Below are 20,623 nucleotides of genomic sequence, written 5' to 3'. Positions count from 1 at the left end.
GGGCTACCTCCACTGGCAGTGGTCAGAGATCGAACCCCACATCACCTCCGGCACCATCACCGCACCCATCGGCGGCAGCTACCCCCTCGACGACGCCATCAGCGCACTCAAAGCAATCGACAACCGGCAAGCGACCGGCAAGCTCGTGCTGAAGATCCGCTGACCGACAACCGCAGGCGAAGCCTTGGCCGACATCGGCTGCCAGCACCGCGGGCGACAACAGCCCGTTACCGGATGACTGCAAAGGAGCCGTCATGCCAACCGAGGTCGGCTTAGGAGCGCCCTCCACCCACGCCCACCGGCGGAAGGCGAAGAAGGCGACAGGCGTCGCCGTTTTCGGCACGTTCATCGAGTACTACGACTTCAGCGTCTACGGGTACGTGGCGGCGACGCTGTCGGTGGTGTTCTTCCCGAGTGACGACCCGACCACCGGGTTGCTGAACACGCTGCTGGTCTTCGGCTCGGCCTTCTTCGTCCGTCCGCTCGGCGCGTTGTTCTTCGGGTGGCTCGGTGACCGGAAAGGCCGCCGGTTCGGCCTCATCGCGAGCGTCACCGTCATGGGAGTGGCGGCCACGCTGACCGGCCTCTTGCCCGGCTATGCCCAGCTCGGTGCTTGGGCTCCCGTTCTGCTCGTCGTTTTCCGCATGCTGCAGGGCTTTTCGGCCGGTGGCGAGGTCGGAGGCGCCTCCAGCTACATCCGGGAATGGGCCGAGCCCAGGCGGCGTTCGGTCTACCTCTCGTTCATCCCGGCGACCGCCCAACTCGGCAAGGGCGCGGCAGCCGGGATGGCCGCGATCGTCGCCGGGGCGCTACCCGCGCCCGCGATGGAATCCTGGGGATGGCGGATCCCGTTCCTGCTCGCCTTGCCGCTGGGCGCGCTCTGCCTCTACCTGCGTCTGCGCGTGGAAGACAGCCCGGAATTCGTCGAGAACAGCAGGCGGCGAGGCGCCACCGCCCAGCCGGTCCGCGAGCTGTTCCGCGAGCACCGAAAGCCCCTGGCCAAGGTGTTCGCCATCGCCTTGGTGCAGAACACCGGAACCTACCTCGGCACCGTCTTCGTCGCTGTCTACTTCAGCAACATCCTCGGTTTCTCCAAGGGCGCCGCGTCGACCATCGTCCTGGTCGCCGTCCTGCTCGCCGGAGCGCTCATCCCGGTCGCCGGGCAACTCGCTGCCCGATCCGGCGCCAAACGAATGCTGCGCTGGTCGTACTGCGCCTACATCGTGCTCACCGTTCCTTCGTTCTTCCTGATGAACCAGGGTTCGGTCGCACTCGCGATGGCCGGGCTGGCGCTGGTCATGGTGCCGTACGCGCTCTGCCAGGCCGGCACCTCCGCCAGCATTCCCGAGTTCTTCCCGGTCCAGGTCCGCAACACCGGCGTGGCGTTCGGTCACAGCCTGGGCGCGGCCTTCGGCGGCGGCGGTGCGCCATACCTGGCCGCCTGGCTCATCGGGATCAGCGGAAACACGTTCGTTCCCGCCTTCATCCTGATCCTGGCCGGCGCGCTGGGCTTGGCCGTACTCGCGCTGACCGTCCGCGAAACCTCCGGTAGTTCCGCCCATCTCTACCGGTGACGAAAATCGTTCCCGCCATCCGCGTCCGCAACCCGGTGCACGATCGCGACGGTCTGCCCCAGCCGGGGGGCAACGCCGATCTCGCGAGCATGCCCACAAGGGGCCATTGGGTTCAGACGCGCATCTCCAGAAGGGGGTGGCCGCTTCCCGTGGTGACGAGGAGGTGCGACACCTGGTCCCGGGGAATCGCGGACGCACCGGACAGCCGTGCTTCACCGGTCGGGGTCCGCGACCACGTGGCGGCCTGCTCGGCGCGGCCGTCGCGGGCCACCACCCAGGCCACGAAGTGATCGTCCGGCGGCAGGTTCTCCACGTGCAGCGACACCGCCGTCCCCCACGGACGGCTCTCCAGCTTGCCGTGCCCGTGCGACGTCACGCCCGCCGCAGCCACCAGATCGGCACCCTCCGGCTCCCACGAAACCGCGGCCATACCTCCGAGGGATCCCACACCGAGCAGCACCACGGCCGCGACAGCCAGCAGCCACCTCCGCTTCGGCGGTGGCGCCGCTCGTTCGGTGCGGGCCTTCTCGATCAGCTTCGCCCACTCCGGCTCCGCTGGTTCGGTCGGCTCCGGCGGTGGACCGGCGCGGTGCAACAATCCGGGCAGCCCCGCGTAACCGGACAGCTCTTCCCTGCACTCGGCGCAGCGACCGAGGTGCTCCTCGAAGCGCCGCCGATCTTCCGGGTCCAGACCGCCGAGCACGTATGCACCCAGCAGCTCGCGAACCGCCTCGTGCTCCTCGTTCACCGGACCACCCCCATTTCCTCCAAGATCGTTCGCAACGTTCGCACCGCGTAGTAGGCGCGGGACTTCACCGTGCCCTGCGGAATCCCGAGCTGTTCCGCGGATTCGGCCACGCTGCGCCCCTGGAAGTACAACGCCACGACGACCGCGCGATGCTCGGGCGACAGCCGCTGGAGCGCCTCCCCGACGAGCCAGCCGTCCAGCAGCCGGTCCAGGTCGTCGGCCACCGGCAACGATTCGACGACACCGTCGTCGCGGACCAGGCGCGGGCGGCGCTGATCCGCGCGCCAGCCGTCGATCAGGATGTTCCGCGCGATCGAGAACAGGTACGACCGGGGGTCACCGCGGCCGGGATCGATCGAATCGAGGTTGCGCCACGCCCGCAGCAGCGTCTCCTGCACGACGTCCTCGGCCCGCTGCCGGTCGTCCGTGTACCGCAGGACGAATCCGGTCAGCATGCCTCCGTACTCCTCGTACATCGCACGAAGCAGTCGCTCGTCCGCCGTCATCGCACCCCGTCCTGCCTCGGCCTCATTCTCCCTTACCCGGGTGTACGTCACGAACACCGGCGCAGTTCAACAATCCGGCGAACGGATTTCAGTTGAACCGGCAGGCGGCAGCGGACGTACAGGGGGACAACGCAATCGAACGGAAGGGAACATCATGCCGTTGCGCAGAATCGCGGTCCTCGCCACCGCCGCCTGCACGATGACGATCGCAGCTTGCGGATCGGGCGAGCAGCCCGAATCCCAGCCCCAGGCGCCCAGCGCGCCCGCCGCCGTGGTGGGCATCCGCACCGCACCCACCGGCGACTACCTCGTCGACGCCTCGGGCCGAACCCTGTACCTGTTCACGAAGGACGAGCCCGGCACCTCGCAGTGCGTGGACCAGTGCGTGGCGCAGTGGCCGCCGCTGACCGGAGCTCCGCAGGCCGGACCGGGCGTGGATGCGGCAAAACTCGGCACCGTGAACCGACCCGACGGCGGTCAGCAGATCACCTTCTCCGGGAAGCCGCTGTACTACTTCGCCCAGGACAAGGCGGCCGGGGACATCAAGGGCCAGGACAAGATGCACGTCTGGTACGTCGTCAGCCCCGCCGGTGAAGCGATCAAGACGGCAGCGCCCACGGGCTGACCTGCAGACTCGTCGTCCCCGGCTGCCCGGGGACGACGAGTTCTCCCGCATCAGCGCAGCAGCTGGGAGGCCATCCGCACGTCGTGCTCGGCGACTTCGCGACCGAGCAAGGCCCCGGCCTCGTCGGCGGTCCGCGTGTGCAAGCCGGACCAGACCCGGGCGTCGACGACCTCGGCGGTCAGTTCCGACCACTTCGCATAGGTGCGGAACTCACCCGGAGCCGTCGAACTGCCGATGGTGACCGGCTCGGCCGGCCGCACCCCGGTCAGCGCCGTCAGCACCGCTTCCGCCGCCCCGGCGTAGGTGTTGTGCCCGCTGGGGTAGTCGGGGTGCAGCGGTGTCGTGGCCTCCGGCGTCCAGTTCGGGTCCGGCGTGGTGTTCGGATCGCCGTCACCGTCGTCGGCCGCCCGGATGGCCGTGACCGGACGCCAGCGGGTGTAGGTGTACTTGCTGTCGGAGGTGGCGATCTGCGTGTCCACGAGCGCGACGTTGAAGATCGCCACCATGGCCGCGCGCTTGAACAACGGCTGCCTGGACTGTTCGAGCGCTGCGCGCAGAACCCCGGTGTAGGCGACCTGCGTGGACTGCTCCCAGAACTTCGCCGTCCTGGTCTGCTCTTCGGTGCGCACCGAGCTGCCCGCGACGCCCAGCGCGCGAACTTCGGCCAGGTCGATCCGGTAGCGCTCGGAGCCGAGTTCGGGCGGCGGCCCCAGCCGGAACTGCGCCGGGTCATCGAGCAGGAACGGCTTCGCGTACCGCGCCCCGGCCTGGATCGCGGCCCCGTACGCCGGCGGCGTGGGCTGCCACACGCCCGGGGCCGGTTGCGGGGGCTGGTACGGCATGTTGACCGACGCCGGGTCCAACCCGTCGTTCTCGCGACCGGCGAGCACCAAGTGCGCCTGCTCGCGGCCGACGCGCACGCCCCGATCTTCGGCCGGACCGTCGGGGATTCGCTCCAGGCTTCGGTCCAGAGCGGCGTCCAACTCTGCCTTGCGGCTTGGCACCAAGTCCGACAGCGCAGCGTGCACCGCCGATGCGAGCGCCGCCTGCTCGTACTCGCGTGACTGCCCTGCTCCGAGCTCCGGGCGCACGGCGCGGGCCGCCGCGAGCCAGGAAATCGCCCACATGCGGTTCTTCGTGACCTGCGCCGACGCCGGGATGCCCGCGGCGTTCACGGTGTCGGCGGTCGTGTCATACCACTCCAGCGCCACGTCCGAGGCCGTCTGCCCGGGGGCGAGGGGCGCCGCGGCGGTCGTGCCGACCGCGACCGACATGACGACCACTGCGGCATTGACGCTCTTTCGCGAACCAGGTCCTCGTTTGAACAAACCCTTGCGCATGCACTGCTCCCTGGTCGGTGTTGTGTCCCGATGCCAGGTACGACGGCAGCAGCGCGCAGGTTCACAACCAACCGAAATCGACCGGCCGGCAAACATCGAGGCGGGTGCCGATGAGATTTCGCCCGGACGGCGGCGGCCGCCTCGGCATCCGGCCGAGCCTCGTTGCGCGACTCGCCGCGTTCTTCCCGGTATGAGTTGGTCGTCGTGCAGGAGAAGCTTCGCCGGTTGTTCCGCTTCTGGACTAGTTGCACCTACATCCTTCCTGCACGGCATGCAGCCGACCATCGACGAGCTCGCGAAGTACGACGTGCGGATGGCCGCCGCGGGTCACAACCAGCAGGCGGAGTACCGCCGTGGCGCCTTCAACCGCTCGGTCGAGATCAACAACCAGGGCACCTACGGCATCGACGGCGCCCATCCGGACTACAAGATCCTCGACTTCAAGCCCATCACCGACGACCCGCGCACCCCTCGCAACGAAGACGTCGGCTACGTCATGGGGACGCACCGCCAGTTCGACATCAATGATGATGCCGCGCTCGTCAGCCCCGGACAGGGCAGCGTCCACACCGTCGGCGGGAAGATCCCTGTCGAGCTCTACGCCGAGGACAACGGCCGCACTCCGGCCGCAGCCACCCTCACCATCCGCGACGACCGCGGCAAAACGGTGCGGCAGCAAACCGGGCTGAAGTTCGGCCTCGGCAACAAACGGCCAGGCATCCAGAACTGCTACACGCCGCCCGGTGGCAAGCCGGAGCCTTGTCCGGGCGCGCGGATCTCCTGGACCCGGGTCAGCGACCACGTCGACGATCTGCGGCCGGGAACTTACACGGCGGAGATGACCGCAGTGGACACCAAGGGCCAGGCCTGGCCCACCATCAAGAACACCTTCACGGTGGTGCCGGAAGACGAGCTGGCGAAGCCGAAGAGCGGTCAGGACTGGACCCGTCAGGGGCGCGACGAGGAGGGGCGCTCGGCGAGCGCGGACGATCCGGGCGCCGAGCTCGACCTGCGCTGGGCCGCCAACACCGGTGAGCAGTTCAACCTCGACGGATCGGTGATCGCCGACGGCAGAGTGATCGTCTCCTCCCGGGCGTTCGACTCCCCGTACAGCATGATGCTCGCCTACGACCTCGCGTCCGGCCGCGAAATCTGGCGCACCTACCTGGACGGCGACGCCGAGTCGGCGCCCACCCTGCACGACGGCAAGGTCTACCTGACCACCGCCGTCGGCCGGATCTACGCCCTCGACACCAAGGACGGCCACGTCGTCTGGCAGACGATCGAGAAGGAGGAGCGGCACGGCGACACCGTGCGCCGCTACGGCCGCGCAGGTGGCCCGGTCAGCGTTTTCGACCTGCAGGGCGAGAACCGCACCGTCGCCGTCTACCAGAACTGGAACAAGATCCAGTGCCGCGACGCTCGCAGCGGTGACCTGCTGGGCGGCTTCAACGGAGCGACCAGCTGGGGCCAGTTCCACAGCACGGCGGTCCGCCAGCCCGGTTCCAACACCGCCTACCTGCACACCGACTCCAGCAGCACGCTGGTCGCCATGGACCTCGCCAGCTGCAGCCAGCTCTGGGTCCAGAACACCCAGGGCGGCATCGACAGCCACTCCTCCCCCGCCCTCACCGATCCGGCCGCAGGAGACCCGAAGCTGGTGACGATGACCGCGAGCGGTGCCCGCGGGCACGACCTCAAGACCGGTGCTGTCCTGTGGCAGTCCCCGGTGGGCGGCGCCAGCACCTGCGAACCCGGCCCCGCTCCGCTGACCAGTCCCGCCGTCTGGGGCGACATCGCCTACATCGCGAGCCGCGACGGTGTCATCCGCGCCTACGACACCAGCGCAGCCGAACCCGGCAAGCCGCTGTGGGAAACCCCCGTCGGCTACCTGCCCGGAGAAAGCCCACTCGACGACAAATGGCGAGTCGCAAAGGGGTGCACCGAAGGGCCCGGTTCCCCTGCGATGCACGCCGTGGTGACCGAGGACCGGCTGTACGCGGGCACCTGGGACGGACGTCTGGTCGTCCTGGACCGCACCACCGGCAAGCGGCTGACCGAGTACAACCTCGGCGGCGGCGTGGCTTCGGCGTTGTCCATCAGCGGTGACTGGGTGTTCGCCCTCACCGACGACGGGACGATCCACGCCCTGGCCGCCCGGCGCCCGGCCGGGGACGGCCCCCGCCGCTGACAGGTCAACAGGTACACCCGCCCTGCGGGCTGCCTCCCCGGCCAGGGGAGCAGCCCGCAGGGCACTCCTGATCGGAACATCGCTGTGCACATCCTCGGCCGCGCCTGCTCCAAGGCCGCTCGCATCCTCCTCGCCGGCGCACTCATGACGCCGGCGCTGCTCGGTCTCGCCGGCCTGGCGAACGCGCACCCCTTCGGCACCCCTCCGGTCGCCAGAATCGCCGCTCACGGAAACGCGGTCGATGTCGTCTGGTCAGCCGCGAACGACGACCTGGCCGTGCTCCGCTCGGAAGCCGACGCGGCCAACACATCCGAGGCGCAGTACCTCGGCTCCCACATCCGACTGAGCCAGGACGGCCACCCCTGCCCGCTGGACCACGCGGACACCACGCGCCTCGCCCAGGACGGCGCCCGCCTCCGCTACCTCTGCCAGAATCCGGTGGCCGCGGTCGACGTCACGATCACCGCGCTGAACGACGTCGACCCGAAGTACCGCACGATCTCCGTCACCGAGTCGGGCGGCGGCGGCCTCCACACGGCCGGTGAACCGACCCGTGCAGTCGTGCTCGGCAGCGGCAACCCGGGCGTGGCAGTCGGGCCGCAGGAGCCGTTCAACATCTGGACCACGGACCTCTCCGGACTGCTGGAACACCAAGTCGTGCTGCCCTTGGCGCTCCTCGTCGCAGCCGCACTGGGGGCCTTCCACGCATGCGCCCCAGGACACGGGAAAACGCTCGCCGCAGGCTTCCTCGTCGGCGGCCGGGGAAGGGCACGGGACGCGGTATGGCTGGGCATCATCGTCGCTGTGATGCACACCGCGTCCGTTGCCGCACTAGCCGTCGGGTGGTGGCTCGCCAGCGAGAACGCCCCGGACATCGCCGCGCTGACGGGTTGGCTGCAGCTGATCGCTGCCCTGGTCGTGGTGGGCGTCGGGGTGGGATTGCTCCGGCGCCACTTGAGCAACCGAGACCACACGCACGGCCACGGCCACGGCCACGGCCACGGCCACGGCCACGGCCACTCCCATCCGCTCCCCGGCACATCCCTGCTCACTTGGCGCGGCATCGTGCTGCTCGGCACCTCCGGCGGCCTGCTCCCTTCGCCATCGGCGTTCCTCGTCCTGCTCAGCGGGCTGCTCACCGGCAGGGTCGGCGCCGCGATCCTGATGGTCGCCGCGTTCGGACTCGGCATGGCACTGACCCTGACCGCCGTCGGCCTCGTCGTGCTCCGGGGCCGCGACGAACTGCTGACCCGCGCCGCCAGCTCGCCGAAGTTGCGCGCATGGACCCGGCAGGCACCCATCGTCGCCGCCACGGCCGTCGTACTCGGTGGTGGTCTGGCCTCCGCACTCGCCGCAGGACACATCCTCGCTCCCTAGCGATCGACGAATCGACCGAAACGCGGCCTTGCGGCGATTGCGAGCCGGCCAACGCCCCCACGCCTCGTGGACCGGCTGTGTCCTTTGTGGTGGTTGAAACCGGTGTGGCGGGTTGTGCGCGTTGTGCGGAGGAGGGGCGCGGACACAAGCGACTCCGCTCAAACGGTGTCGGCGGAACAATGACACCTCGTGGCCGGTGCCTCATGGTGGTCTGCAACACGCACGTGGCCGAACGCACATGCAACGTTTGCGACATATGTCTGGAACCGACCTGGCGGCAGTGCTGCCGCATGAACGGAGCTTTCTCAGATGAGTCAGCAACCCACCGAGGAATACCGCCGAGCGCTGAGCAGCCGGCACATCAACATGATCGCCCTCGGCGGTGCGATCGGGGTCGGATTGTTCCTGGGTTCGGGCAAGGCCCTGCACCAGGTCGGCCCCGGCCTCATCGTCATCTACGCGATCGCCGGCTTGATGATCTTCTTCGTGATGCGGGCACTAGGCGAACTTCTGATGTACCGGCCGGTCAGCGGCTCCTTCGCGGAGTACGCCGGGGAGTTCGTCGGACCATGGGCCCGGTTCGCCACCGGCTGGGGCTACTGGCTGGTGTGGATCGTGACCGGCATGGCCGAGATCACCGCCGTCGGCAAGTACTTCCAGTTCTGGTTCCCCCACGTTCCACAATGGATCCCAGCGCTCATCGCGTTGTTCGTCCTCACCGGGGTGAACCTGATCGCGGTGAAGCTCTTCGGCGAGTTCGAATTCTGGTTCGCCCTCATCAAGGTGCTGGCCATCATCGCACTGATCGTGCTGGCCGCGCTGATCCTGGTGTTCGGGTTCAGCAACCTCGGCGACACGGCGGCGGTGAGCAACATCTGGTCGCACGGCGGACTCTTCCCGAACGGCCCGACCGCCGCGCTGCTGTCGTTCCAGATCGTCATGTTCGCCTTCGTCGGCGTCGAGATGGTCGGCCAGACCGCGAGCGAGAGCACGAACCCGCAGAAGGTACTGCCGCGCGCGATCAACTCGGTCATGTGGCGAATCCTGATCTTCTACGTCGGAGCTCTCACCGCGCTGACCGTGCTGGTGCCGTGGGACCAGTTCCCGGCCAGCGGCAGTCCATTCGTCCACGCCTTCAGCTTGATCGGCATCCCGGCCGCGGCCGGCGTGGTGAACTTCGTGGTGACCACCGCGGCACTGTCGTCCTGCAACAGCGGCATCTACTCCACCGGGCGAATGCTGCGCACCTTGTCCCAGGACGGGCAGGCACCGCGAAGCACCGGCCGCCTCAACGCCCGCGCCGTACCATCCCGCGCCATCGCGGTCACATTCGTCGCGATGCTGCTCGGCGTTCTGATCAACTACCTGGCCCCCGAGGAAGCCTTCACCTACATCACCAGCGGTAGCACCGTCGGCGCCATCTTCACCTGGGGCATGATCATCATCGCCCACCTCGGATTCCGCCGGAAGGTCGCCGCCGGCGAGATCCAGGCGGGGAAGTTCCGGATGCCCTTCGCCCCGTACTCCAACTACCTCGTACTCGCCTTCCTCGCGCTGGTCGTGGTGCTGCTGGCGTTCGACCCCGACACCCGGATCGCCCTGTACCTCACACCGGTCCTGGCCGCCGCGGGCACGGTCGGCTACCTCGCGGTGCGCAACCGCCGACCGGCCACCCCGACGAACGCTCCCGCCGAGCGAACCCTGCCCTAACGGCAAATAGCGACTGGTGCGTGCGCTGGCCCCCCGTCCCAGCGCACGCACCAGCGACAACTCCCCCACTTCCGGCGGAGGTTCCGAACAGCCCCGCCCGACATGACCGTCCACTTGAGATGAGAATGAACTTGGAGCCTCTTGCGCCGGATGACACGAGTGCGGGACCGGCTAACGCACCGGCCGTGCAGGGCAAGCGGACGTACCGCGCCGACCTGCGAGTCGATGTCGAGGCGATCCGCCACAACGTCGCCGTGCTGTCCGGGCACGCGCGACGTTCGGGGGCACGAACGATGGCAGTCGTGAAATCCGACGGCTACGGACATGGCGCGGTGACAGTCGCCCGTGCCGCACTGGAATCCGGCGCCGACTGGCTCGGCGTGGCATCCCCGGACGAAGCGCTGCGGTTGCGCGCGGCCGGTATCACTTCGCCGCTGCTGTGCTGGCTATACGCGCACGGCGAGGACTTCACACCGGCGGTAGCGGCCGGCGTGCAGCTATCGGCGTCTTCGATGGCGGACTTGCAGGCTATTGCCGCTGCCGCGCGCCGCACGGGCCGGACGGCCGCGGTACACCTGAAGATCGACACCGGGATGGGCCGGAACGGTTGCCCCGAACACCTGTGGCCCGCACTCGTCGAGGCGGCGGCGAAGGCGCAGTCCGATGGCCTGCTGGAAGTCGTCGCGGTCTGGTCTCACCTGGCGTGCGCCGATGACCCCGTCCACGCTTCGATCGACGCGCAGGTCGAGGCGTTCCGCCGGGCACACGACCTAGCGGTGGGCGCGGGGTTGAACCCCCTGCGACACATCGCGAACTCGGCGGCATTGCTGACCCGCCCCGACCTGCACTTCGACCTGGTTCGCCCGGGGATCGCCATCTACGGGCTGGATCCGGTGCCCGAGCACGGTGACCACGGACTGCGCCCCGCCATGACCTTCCGGTCGTCAGTGGCGCTGACCAAGCGCGTTGCCGGAGGCGAGGGTGTGTCCTACGGGCACACATGGATTGCCGAGCGCCCGTCGAACCTGGCGCTCGTGCCGGTCGGATACGCCGACGGAGTACCGCGTGCACTGTCCGGGCAGATGTCGGTGTGGCTCCGCGGGCGGCGTCGCCCCGTGGTCGGGCGGGTATGCATGGACCAGCTCGTGGTGTTCTGCGGTGACGACACGGTCGCCGAAGGCGATGAAGTGGTGCTGTTCGGACCGGGTGACCGAGGAGAACCCACCGCCGCCGAGTGGGCCGAGCGGCTGGGCACGATCCACTACGAAATCGTCACCGGCATGTACCGGCCCCGAGTTACCCGAACGATCGCGGGCAACTGAATCAGTCGTCAAGCACAATCACCATCGCGCCGAATCGACAACTTTCGTCGGCCGCCGACACGAGCTCGACCACGTCAAGATGCTGTTGGCCTCCTCCCGCCTCGCCACGTTGACGGGGGTCGGAGGCGTGGGCAAGACCCGTTTGGCACTTCGGGTCGCCGCCCACGCACAAAGGTCGTTCCCAGCTGGGGTCTTCCTTGCACAGCTGGCGGATCTCAACGATCCCGGTCTTGTCCCCCAAGTCGTCGCCATCGCAGCCGGTCTCCGGGACCATTCCGATGACCCGGTCGCCGCGCTGTCCGGCTACCTGGCGGACAAGCAAGCCCTTCTCGTCCTGGACAACTGCGAGCACTTGTGTGACGCCTGTGGCTTCCTCATCAGCGAACTTCTCCAGACCTGCCCGCAAGTGCGCGTGCTCACCACGAGCCGGCAGGCCTTGCGCATCGCGGGCGAGCAGGTGTTCGTAGTTCCACCACTGTCGACGGTCGATCCCGACCAGCCAATGACGCCGGACGATCTCGAGCAGTACGAAGCCGCGAAACTGCCTCTCGCTCTGCGATGCGTACGGTGAACGCTGGTACAAGTCGTACGCGCTGGGTCACCACGGCATCGCTCTGTTGCGACAGGGGGATGTGGGCCGTGCCGCCACCGTAGAGCGCGAGAGCCTCCGCCTGCACCGATGCTTCAACCACCACGCCTTCCAGCAGAGACGAGAGCTCGAACTCCTTGCGGATGAACAGCAAACCACCTGAGATCACACCGGTGTCATAACCGAAGAGCACACCGCCGATCGCGGCGATCACCGCAACTCCGCGAACGGCGGTGCCGATCCCGGACGGAATCTCCCACGCCGTCACCCAGTCGGAGACCCAAAGATCACCCTATACCCCTCAACATCGGCCTTTGATGTCGATGTGGGCGAACCGATCTACGGTCTGATCCGGACGGGTTCTCGACGCCCAGAGGAATTGGAGCGCCGAACACATCTCGTTCGACCGACCGCGATTGGCTTCCACCTCCGACATTGGCAAGGAGGACGACGTGCGTTACGGCTTCGCCATCGACCAGCGAACCTGCATCGGCTGCCACGCCTGCACGGTCGCGTGCAAGACCGAGCACGAAGTGCCGGTCGGCAAGTTCCGCACCTGGGTCAAGTACGTCGAGTCCGGCGACTTCCCGGCCACCACCCGGGATTTCGGCGTGATGCGGTGCAACCACTGCACGGACGCGCCTTGCGTGCGGATCTGCCCGACGAAAGCGTTGTTCAAGCGCGACGACGGCATCGTCGACTTCGACCGGGAACGGTGCATCGGGTGCAAGGGCTGCATGCAGGCCTGCCCCTACGACGCGATCTACATCGACGACGACACCCGGACGGCCGCCAAGTGCAACTTCTGCGCCCACCGAGTCGACGAGGGGCTGGAGCCGGCGTGCGTAGTGGTGTGCCCGACCCACTCGATCTGGGTGGGAGACCTCGACGATCCCGGCAGCGGGATCGCCAAGCTGGTCAACGAGAATCCGGTCCAGGTTCGCGCGCCCGAGCAGAACACCGGGCCGAACGTCTTCTACCTCGGCGCCGACCGGGCCGTCCTGGATCCGCTGGCGGCGCCGACCGGCGAATCCTACATCTGGGCGCAGCCCGATGAACACCGCCGCGAGGCGTCGAAAGACCTTCCCGTCGACCCGGTCAGCCGCGCGCGCACCACGCTGAACACGGCGCATCCGCGCCCGTGGGGGTGGCGTGTGACCACCTACCTGTGGACCAAGGCGTTCGGTGCCGGTGCGTTGCTGGTCGCCGTGCTGGCGCGGTTCCTCGGCATCGAACTCGGTCCGCTGGGGACGATCGTCGCACCGGCGCTCGGCGCTGCCGGCGTAGCAGCCACCGGGGTTCTGCTGGTCTGGGACTTGAAGCAGCCCAAGCGTTTCCTGTATCTGCTGCTGAAGCCCAACCCGACGTCGTGGCTGGTCTGGGGCGCGGTGGTGCTGGGCGTGTTCGCCGCCATCGCGACCGCCTGGTTGTGCACCGGTGTGCTGGCCGGGGCCGGGGTGCTCAGCGCGCACGCCGCCGACGTGGTGCTGGCTCCGCTGGCCTGGGCAGCGGTACCGGCGGCGGCGATGACCGCCGGGTACACCGGATTCCTGTTCGGTCAGGCCGAAGGACGCGACCTGTGGCAGTCCCCGCTGCTGTTCTGGCACCTCATCGTGCAGGCCGTAATGGTCGGCGCCGGTGCGCTCCTGCTGCTTTCCGTGTTCGTCGGCCCGTCCGGCGACGCGATCGCGCTCGTCTCCCGCACCCTGGCGATCAGCACCGTGCTGCACGTGGTGATGCTGCTGCTGGAGTACCTGGGCCGACACCCGACCCGCAATTCCCAGGCCGCCGCGCACATGGTGACCCGCGGCCGTTACGCGCGCCTGTTCTGGGGTGGTGGCGTTGCGCCTGCCGGCATCGCCGCGGTAGCGGCCGCAATCGGTTGGCAGGGCACGTCAGTCGCGTTCCCGGTGCTGGCGGGTGTGGTGGTCCAGGGCGCTCTGCTGGCTTACGAGAGCGTGTTCGTGCGCGCCGCCCAAGACGTTCCGCTGTCCTGAAACGGGAGAGGAAACGCCCATGCACAACGAGCAACCGCGCTCCGAACCGGTGCTGCCGGGTGCGCGGAACCACGAACACCTGCGCAACTTCCCGCCGGTGTCCGCCTGGGACGACCACGTTGAATTCGACGCCAAGGCTCATCCGCGGAAGGTGCCCCGCTCGTACGCGCTGGTGCCCACCACCTGCTTCAACTGCGAGAGCGCCTGCGGACTGCTCGCCTACGTCGACAAGGACGATCTGTCCATCAAGAAGCTCGAGGGCAACCCGGCGCACCCTGGCTCACGCGGTCGCAACTGCGCCAAGGGACCGGCGACGATCAACCAGCTCAACGACCCGGAAAGGATCCTGCACCCGCTCAAGCGCACCGGCGACCGCGGCGCCGGGCAGTGGCGGCGGGTCACCTGGGACGAGGCGCTCGACGACATCGCCGCCCGGATCCGGCGGGCCATCGTCGAGAACCGCAACGAAGAGGTGATGTACCACGTCGGGCGACCCGGCGAGGACGGTTTCGCCGAACGATTCCTGAACGCCTGGGGCGTCGACGGGCACAACAGCCACACCAACATCTGCTCGTCCGGCGCGCGCTTCGGCATGACGTTGTGGGCCGGCTACGACCGCCCATCACCGGACTACGCCAACGCCAACGTGATCCTGCTGCTGTCCTCGCACCTGGAAACCGGGCACTACTTCAACCCGCACGCCCAGCGGATCATGGAGGGCAAGCAGGGCGGCGCGAAGCTGATCGTGCTCGATCCGCGGATGTCCAACACCGCCTCGCACGCCGACACCTGGCTGGCGCCGTGGCCGGGCAGCGAGGCCGCCATCCTGCTGGCGATCGCCTCGCACCTGCTGCGCACGCGCCAGATCGACGAGGCCTTCCTACGACGCTGGTTCAACTGGCAGACCTACCTGCGCGAACTGCACCCCGACGCGCCATCGGACTTCGGAACCTTCCTCGACCGCCTGGAGTCCGACTACGCCGCGTACACCTTCGAATTCGCCGCCCAAGAGGCCCGGATCCCGGCCGCCAAGATCGCCGAAGTGGCCGAGACCGTGGCCGCGTGCGGCGGCCGGCTGGCTTCGCACGTCTGGCGTTCGGCGTGCGCCGGCAACCTCGGCGGGTGGCAAGTCGCCCGCGCGCTGTGGTTCGTCCTCGCGCTGACCGGCAGCATCGGCGCGAAGGGCGGCACGAGCCCCAACGGCTGGAACAAGCTCATCCCGCACGGACCGGCGATGCCCGCGCCGCACGACCACTGGAACGAGCTGACCTGGCCCCGCGAATACCCGCTGTCCACCAACGAGATGTCCATCCTGCTGCCGCACTTCCTGGCCGAACGGCGTGGTCGCCTGGAGGTCTACTTCTCCCGCGTCTACAACCCGATCTGGACCAACCCGGACGGCTTCACCTGGATGCAGCAGCTCACCGACCCGGCAAAGGTCGGTCTCCACGTCGCGCTGACCCCCACCTGGTCGGAAACCGCGGAGTTCGCCGACTACGTGCTGCCCATGGGCCACGGCCCGGAACGCCACGACACGCACTCCTACGAGACCCACGCGGGCCGGTGGCTCGGCTTCCGCCAACCGGTGCGCCGGGTCGCGATGGACCGGCTCGGCCGCGACTACACCGACACCCGCGACACCAACCCCGGCGAGGTGTGGGAGGAGAACGAATTCTGGTTCGAGCTGTCCTGGCGCATCGATCCGGACAACGCACTGGGCATCCGCGAGCACTTCGAATCTCCGTACCGCCCGGGCGAGAAGATCACCGTCGACGAGTACTACCGCTGGATGTTCGAGAACCAGGTGCCGGGACTGCCGGAGAAGGCCGCCGAGCAGGGCATGACGCCGCTGGAGTACATGCGGCGCTACGGCGTCGTGGAGATCGACGACAACGTCTACCGCCAGGACGAGCGGGAACTCACCGACGCCGAACTGGAGGGCGCGGAAGCCGATGCGGACGGGGTGTTCCGGCGGCCGGTGACGCTGGATTCCGCGCCACCGGTGGTCGGCGAAGCCGGGTCCGTCGGCGTGCGGCACGACGATGGTTCGGTCACCGCCGGCTGGCTCACCCCGTCGCGCAAGCTCGAGGTGTACTCGACGACGATGCGCGATTGGGGCTGGCCCGAGCACGCCACGCCAGGATACATCCGATCACACGTCGCCCACAGCGAGATCGACATCGCCGCCGGTGAGCTCGTGCTGGTGCCGACCTTCCGGCTGCCGACGCTCATCCACACCCGGTCCGGGAACGCCAAGTACCTGAACGAGATCAGCAACACTCACCCGCTGTGGTTGAACTCCGCCGACGCCAGGCGGCACGGGGTCGACACCGGCGGTCTGGTGCGCATCAGCACCGAGATCGGCTACTTCGTCTGCCGCGTCTGGGTGACCGAAGGGATCCGGCCGGGTGTGTGCGCACTGTCGCACCACATGGGACGGTGGCGGCTGCACCCCGGCGAAGGCAGCCGGTGGGTCGCCGGCATGGTCGAACTGTCCCACCCGGACGGAGAGCACACCTTCATGCTGCGGCACAAGACCGGAATCGCACCGTTCGACTCCGATGACCCGGACTCCGCGCGCATCGACTGGCAGGATCCCGGCGTGCACCAGAACCTCGCATTCGCGGTGCATCCCGACCCGTGGTCGGGCATGCACTGCTGGCTGCAGAAGATCAGGTTGGCCCCGGCGCACGCGGAAGACCGCTACGGCGACGTCTACGTCGACACCCGGCGCTCCCGTGCGGTGTACCGGGAATGGCTCGCCAAGACCCGTGCCCTGCTCGGCCCAGACGGCCAGCGCCGCCCGGAGTTCCTGATGCGGCCGGTACCACCGGTGCGCCGCGCCTTCCGCGTCTGACCCATGGAGGTATGGCGATGTTGTTGAACCACAGGGCAAAACCTCGCACCGACAGCGGGTCGGTGCGCACCGCCGTCGGCGCCGTGGAAGACCCGGAACTGCACCGCGGTCTCGCCGAGCTGGGCATGCTCCGCGACGTCGAGGTGGACCGCAAAGGCCGGGCGCGCATCGAGATCGCCCTGACCACCTCGGCATGTCCGCTGCGCGAGTCGCTCCGCGAAGCCGTCACCAACGCCGCGACCGCTGCCGGCGCCGCCGCAGTCGACGTCGTTTTCAGCACCATGTCGGAGCGGGAACGCATGGAGCTGGCCGGCCACATCCGCGGCGAGAAACCGCGCGGTCTCGCCGAGCGAACCCGGGTCTACGCCGTGGCCAGCGGCAAGGGGGGCGTCGGGAAGTCCAGCGTGACGGCGAACCTCGCGGTCGCCCTGGCTCGGTCCGGACAGCGCGTCGGTGTGCTCGACGCGGATGTGTGGGGCTACTCGATCCCGCACCTGTTCGGCGTGCGGCGCAATCCGATCGCGTTGAACGGGTTCATGCTGCCGGTCGAAGCGCACGGCGTGCGGCTGATGTCGGTCGGATTCTTCGTCGAAGACACCGAACCCGTGGTGTGGCGCGGACCCATGCTGCACAAGGCGCTGGAGCAGTTCCTGGTGGACGTGCACTGGGACGATCTCGACGTGCTGCTGCTCGACCTGCCGCCGGGCACCGGTGACGTGGCGCTTTCGCTCCTGGAATTGGTGCCGCAGGCCGCGCTGCTGGCGGTGACCACGCCGCAGCCCGCAGCGCAGACCGTCGCCGCCCGCGTCGGCCGAATGGCTCGCGACCAGCGGATGCCGATCGCCGGGGTCGTGGAGAACATGTCCTCGCTGGTTTGCGGGTCGTGCGGCGCCGCCACATCGCTGTTCGGCTCCGGCGGCGGTCAACGGCTCGCCGAGGAACTGGACGTGCCGTTGCTGACGCAGGTTCCGCTGGACGCCGCCATGCGCGAGGCGGGCGACGCCGGGATTCCCGTGGTGGCGCGCGATCCCGATGCGCCGTCCGCGGCCGCGGTGGCGAAGCTTGCTGCGGAACTGCCGGTGGTGCGGCGCGGCCTCGCGGGGATTCCGCTGCCGCTGTCAGTCGTGTAAGCGTCGTGTGGCGTGCCGGGACCGCGTCGCCACCCCGACCAAGTCCCGCACCGGTCCGAGCAGCTGATGCCCGGACCGCCACACTGCGCGGATCACCCGCCGCATGTCGATGCCTTCGACCGGGACCGCGACCAGCCGACGCTCCACGAGGTCCCCGGCCACCGCAAGCGAGCTGATCACGGCAGGTGCCACCCCCGCTGCGGCGGCGGAGCGGACGGCGGTCGTCGAGGAGGCCTCCAGCAGCGGCGGGGCCAGCGGTCCGAAGGCGGCGAGCACCCGCTCCAGCGTGTACCGGGTGCCGGAGCCCGGTTCCCGCTGGATCAGCGGGGTCGCCACCAGTTCCGTCGCCGGTACCGGGGTGCGCCGAAGACTCCACGGATGCCTCGGCGCCACCACCACCTCCAGCCGGTCGGCGGCCACGTCCTGGCTGTCCAGTCCCTCCGGCACCGACGGGCCCTCGACGAACCCGAGTTCGACCTCACCGCCGAGCACCAACATGGCCACGTCAGCCGAATTGGCCAGCCGCAACGACACCTTCAGCTCCGGCGCCTGCTCGTGGAGCGCGACCAACCACCCGGGCACCAGGTACTCGGCTGCTGTCATGCTCGCGGCGACACCCAGTTCGTGGGCGCGTTCCGCCCGCAACGCGCTGATCCCCGCGTCCAGTACCGCCGCGGACTCCACGACGTCACGGGCCCAGTCCGCGACGAGCGCGCCGGCCGGGGTCAACCGCGAACCGGAGGTGGAACGCTCCAGCAGCGGCACACCGATCAGTCGCTCCATGTAGCGGATCCGGGAGCTCACCGCAGGCTGCGAGATGCCGTGTTCCTTGGCCGCGCGGTTCAAGCTCCCCAGCCGTGCAACGCTGAGCAGCACTTCGAGTGCACCGATCTCCGGCATCCGGGGCGACAGCTGTGCCACATCGCGAATCCTACGAGTGCCACGTCGTGTTGGGGATCTTTGACCGGTTTAATCGGCCGATCGTGCTGCGCTCCCAAGCGGACCCGCTCCTCGCACGCGACTTCTTCGAGACGATTGTCAAGCGTCCGCAAGAAGTGCGCGGGCTTGCAGGGCAAACCAGAGCTCGGCGATGTCACGTGTGTCGTTCACGTTGTGCCCGGTGATCTCCTCGACCTTCCGGATCCGATAGAGAACGGTTTGCCGGTGCACGTGCAACGCATCCGCGGTCTTCCGCCAGGAGCGCTGGTTGTCGAGGAATGCTTCGAGCGTGTGCAAGAGCTCTGACTGGTGCAGCCGTTCATAGTCGATGAGCGGTCCGAGGACGCGCAAGACCAGGGCGTTCGCATCGTCGATTCCTGCGACGCCCAGCAGCGGAGTGGCGTCGCCGTACCTGAAGGTGTGCGGGGTGACGCCGGCCGCAGCGTGGGCCGACCAACTCGCCTCTCGCGCCGCCTCGGGGATCCGATCGACGGTGACGATCGGGCCGCTGATCCCCACCAGCGCCTCGTCGCCGAGGTTCGCGCGGATCACGGAGTTGACCCGATCGCTGTCGACGCAGAAGACGTAGAGCACGCCTCGCCGATGGACGACGAGCTGCCGCACACCGTTTCGCCACAGCGCAACGTGCATCCCCCGAAGCTCGTCGATGTCACCGGAGGTGATCGCGACGAGGGTGGCCTGTGAGACGTCGAGGCCGAGTGCCTGCAGCTGACGGTGGCCACTGGACGCGTCGATCTGCCCCTCCATCAGCTGCGCCAACAGCTCGGCGCCCAGTCGGCGGTTTTGCTCGATGTTGACCAACGACTGCGAGAGCTCCAGGGCGAGCACCGTGACTGCGTGCTGCATGAGGATCGCGTCGAGCACGCTGCGGCCGGTCGACACCAGGGTGAGCACCGCGCTCGGCTGTGTCGGAATGTCCACCAGTCGCAGCTCGCGTCCGTCCCGCAGGGGGACTGCGAACGCACCAGCGCGCAGGTCGGAAGCGCCTGATGTGGTCTGGCGCAGTGCCTCGGTGACCATCGGGTCGAGGCGTGGGTCCTGTGGGTACCACGGCTGAGCCGACGCGCGGTGGCAGACGCGCACCTCGCAGTCCAGCTGCTGTGACAGGTCCTGGGAGAGCACCGATGACTCCCCACGATGGGTCACCATTCGCTTCATGGCGTGGTAGATCCGCTCGGTCCGGATCAGCCGATCGGACTGCTCGAGCAGATTCGCGGCGGCAACGGCCTGCGAGATGGCCACGAACGGCATGGGGTAGTCCACCGTCAAGACGCTGAACCCCAGCCGCTCACTCTCCTCGGCGAGCTCATCGGTCAGCGGCGGACAGTACATCCGCTCCCCGATTGCCAGGCCGCTTGCCCCGGCGTCCACCAGGCGCTCGATGAGGGCCCGCTGCCGGACTCCGTCGGCCGGGAACGACATGCCGTTGGTCATCAGGAGCTCACCACCGGCCAGCCACTGCCACGGCTCGGGCAGGTCAGACGTGTGCGTCCACGTGACCTCCCGGCCGAGCCCGCCTGCCCCGGAGTGCAGGTGCAGCCGCAGGTGTGGCAGCTCGAGCAGATCCGCCACCGTGATTCCCATGGCCACACGCTACACAGTCGTATGGCAGCTCTTGTGCGTTTGCACGCTCCGCAGCGAGCACCAGGGACGACCGGGCAACGAGCGAACGGAGTGTTCTTGGACCTGCTGCCCGG

General features: G+C 68.6%; 16 protein-coding genes. 11 read left to right on the top strand and 5 right to left on the bottom strand.

The window, feature by feature from the left end; translation table 11 throughout:
* The first annotated feature begins 28 nt into the window (after window positions 1-28).
* The gene (locus BLW84_RS50575; protein WP_425441823.1) at window positions 29-163 is read left to right on the top strand and encodes a zinc-binding dehydrogenase; all 135 of its coding nucleotides are present in this window, start codon (window positions 29-31) and stop codon (window positions 161-163) included.
* 91 nt (window positions 164-254) lie between these two features.
* Window positions 255-1,574, top strand: a complete 1,320-nt coding sequence (locus tag BLW84_RS40990; protein WP_093277275.1) for an MFS transporter — start codon at window positions 255-257, stop codon at window positions 1,572-1,574.
* 112 nt (window positions 1,575-1,686) lie between these two features.
* Here BLW84_RS40990 and BLW84_RS40985 read toward each other — a convergent pair whose 3' ends face one another.
* Both BLW84_RS40985 and BLW84_RS40980 read right to left on the bottom strand, forming a co-directional pair.
* The gene (locus BLW84_RS40985; RefSeq protein WP_093277274.1) at window positions 1,687-2,322 is read right to left on the bottom strand and encodes a zf-HC2 domain-containing protein; all 636 of its coding nucleotides are present in this window, start codon (window positions 2,320-2,322) and stop codon (window positions 1,687-1,689) included.
* Window positions 2,319-2,828 carry a sigma-70 family RNA polymerase sigma factor gene (locus BLW84_RS40980; protein WP_093277273.1) on the bottom strand — a complete coding sequence of 170 codons (510 nt, stop codon included), beginning with the start codon at window positions 2,826-2,828 and terminating at the stop codon, window positions 2,319-2,321. Before BLW84_RS40980 ends, BLW84_RS40985 begins: the two co-directional genes overlap by 4 nt.
* A 154-nt stretch (window positions 2,829-2,982) precedes the next feature.
* On the opposite strand from BLW84_RS40980, the gene BLW84_RS40975 reads away from it, so the two are divergent.
* On the top strand, window positions 2,983-3,453 hold the full coding sequence (locus tag BLW84_RS40975) for a COG4315 family predicted lipoprotein (RefSeq protein WP_177226980.1): 471 nt from the start codon (window positions 2,983-2,985) through the stop codon (window positions 3,451-3,453).
* Window positions 3,454-3,503: 50 nt separating this feature from the next.
* Here the strand turns inward: BLW84_RS40975 and BLW84_RS40970 are convergent, their stop codons facing one another.
* Window positions 3,504-4,793 (bottom strand): vanadium-dependent haloperoxidase, encoded by a 1,290-nt coding sequence (locus BLW84_RS40970; protein WP_245761739.1) that lies wholly within the window; start codon window positions 4,791-4,793, stop codon window positions 3,504-3,506.
* Window positions 4,794-5,064: 271 nt separating this feature from the next.
* Here BLW84_RS40970 and BLW84_RS40965 point away from each other — a divergent pair, with 271 nt between their 5' ends.
* The 8 genes from BLW84_RS40965 (at window position 5,065) to BLW84_RS40930 (ending at window position 17,966) form a co-directional block, all read left to right on the top strand.
* Window positions 5,065-6,984 (top strand): outer membrane protein assembly factor BamB family protein, encoded by a 1,920-nt coding sequence (locus tag BLW84_RS40965; RefSeq protein ID WP_218157677.1) that lies wholly within the window; start codon window positions 5,065-5,067, stop codon window positions 6,982-6,984.
* An 84-nt stretch (window positions 6,985-7,068) separates the two neighbouring features.
* Complete coding sequence (locus BLW84_RS40960) at window positions 7,069-8,361, top strand: HoxN/HupN/NixA family nickel/cobalt transporter (protein WP_218157676.1); 1,293 nt, start codon at window positions 7,069-7,071, stop codon at window positions 8,359-8,361.
* A gap of 309 nt (window positions 8,362-8,670) precedes the next feature.
* Window positions 8,671-10,071 carry an amino acid permease gene (locus BLW84_RS40955; protein WP_093277264.1) on the top strand — a complete coding sequence of 467 codons (1,401 nt, stop codon included), beginning with the start codon at window positions 8,671-8,673 and terminating at the stop codon, window positions 10,069-10,071.
* 185 nt (window positions 10,072-10,256) lie between these two features.
* Window positions 10,257-11,393, top strand: coding sequence for an alanine racemase (gene alr / locus BLW84_RS40950; protein WP_245761738.1), 1,137 nt, complete (start codon window positions 10,257-10,259; stop codon window positions 11,391-11,393).
* Window positions 11,394-11,472: 79 nt separating this feature from the next.
* The gene (locus BLW84_RS40945) at window positions 11,473-11,964 is read left to right on the top strand and encodes an ATP-binding protein (protein ID WP_093277259.1); all 492 of its coding nucleotides are present in this window, start codon (window positions 11,473-11,475) and stop codon (window positions 11,962-11,964) included.
* Between the two features lie 470 nt (window positions 11,965-12,434).
* Complete coding sequence (gene nrfD / locus BLW84_RS40940; RefSeq protein WP_093277293.1) at window positions 12,435-13,979, top strand: NrfD/PsrC family molybdoenzyme membrane anchor subunit; 1,545 nt, start codon at window positions 12,435-12,437, stop codon at window positions 13,977-13,979.
* Between the two features lie 19 nt (window positions 13,980-13,998).
* On the top strand, window positions 13,999-16,836 hold the full coding sequence (locus BLW84_RS40935; RefSeq protein ID WP_093277257.1) for a molybdopterin-dependent oxidoreductase: 2,838 nt from the start codon (window positions 13,999-14,001) through the stop codon (window positions 16,834-16,836).
* 17 nt (window positions 16,837-16,853) lie between these two features.
* On the top strand, window positions 16,854-17,966 hold the full coding sequence (locus BLW84_RS40930; protein WP_218157675.1) for an Mrp/NBP35 family ATP-binding protein: 1,113 nt from the start codon (window positions 16,854-16,856) through the stop codon (window positions 17,964-17,966).
* Here BLW84_RS40930 and BLW84_RS40925 read toward each other — a convergent pair.
* On the bottom strand, window positions 17,955-18,887 hold the full coding sequence (locus tag BLW84_RS40925) for a LysR family transcriptional regulator (RefSeq protein WP_342743226.1): 933 nt from the start codon (window positions 18,885-18,887) through the stop codon (window positions 17,955-17,957). The genes BLW84_RS40930 and BLW84_RS40925 overlap by 12 nt on opposite strands.
* Window positions 18,888-19,004: 117 nt before the next feature.
* A complete protein-coding gene (locus tag BLW84_RS40920) occupies window positions 19,005-20,510 on the bottom strand; it encodes a PucR family transcriptional regulator (RefSeq protein ID WP_093277254.1) in 1,506 nt (501 codons plus the stop codon).
* Window positions 20,511-20,623 lie beyond the last annotated feature (113 nt).

This window comes from Saccharopolyspora shandongensis, assembly GCF_900106995.1.
Classification (GTDB): Bacteria; Actinomycetota; Actinomycetes; order Mycobacteriales; family Pseudonocardiaceae; genus Saccharopolyspora; species Saccharopolyspora shandongensis.
This window is presented reverse-complemented; position numbering and strand designations above follow the sequence as displayed.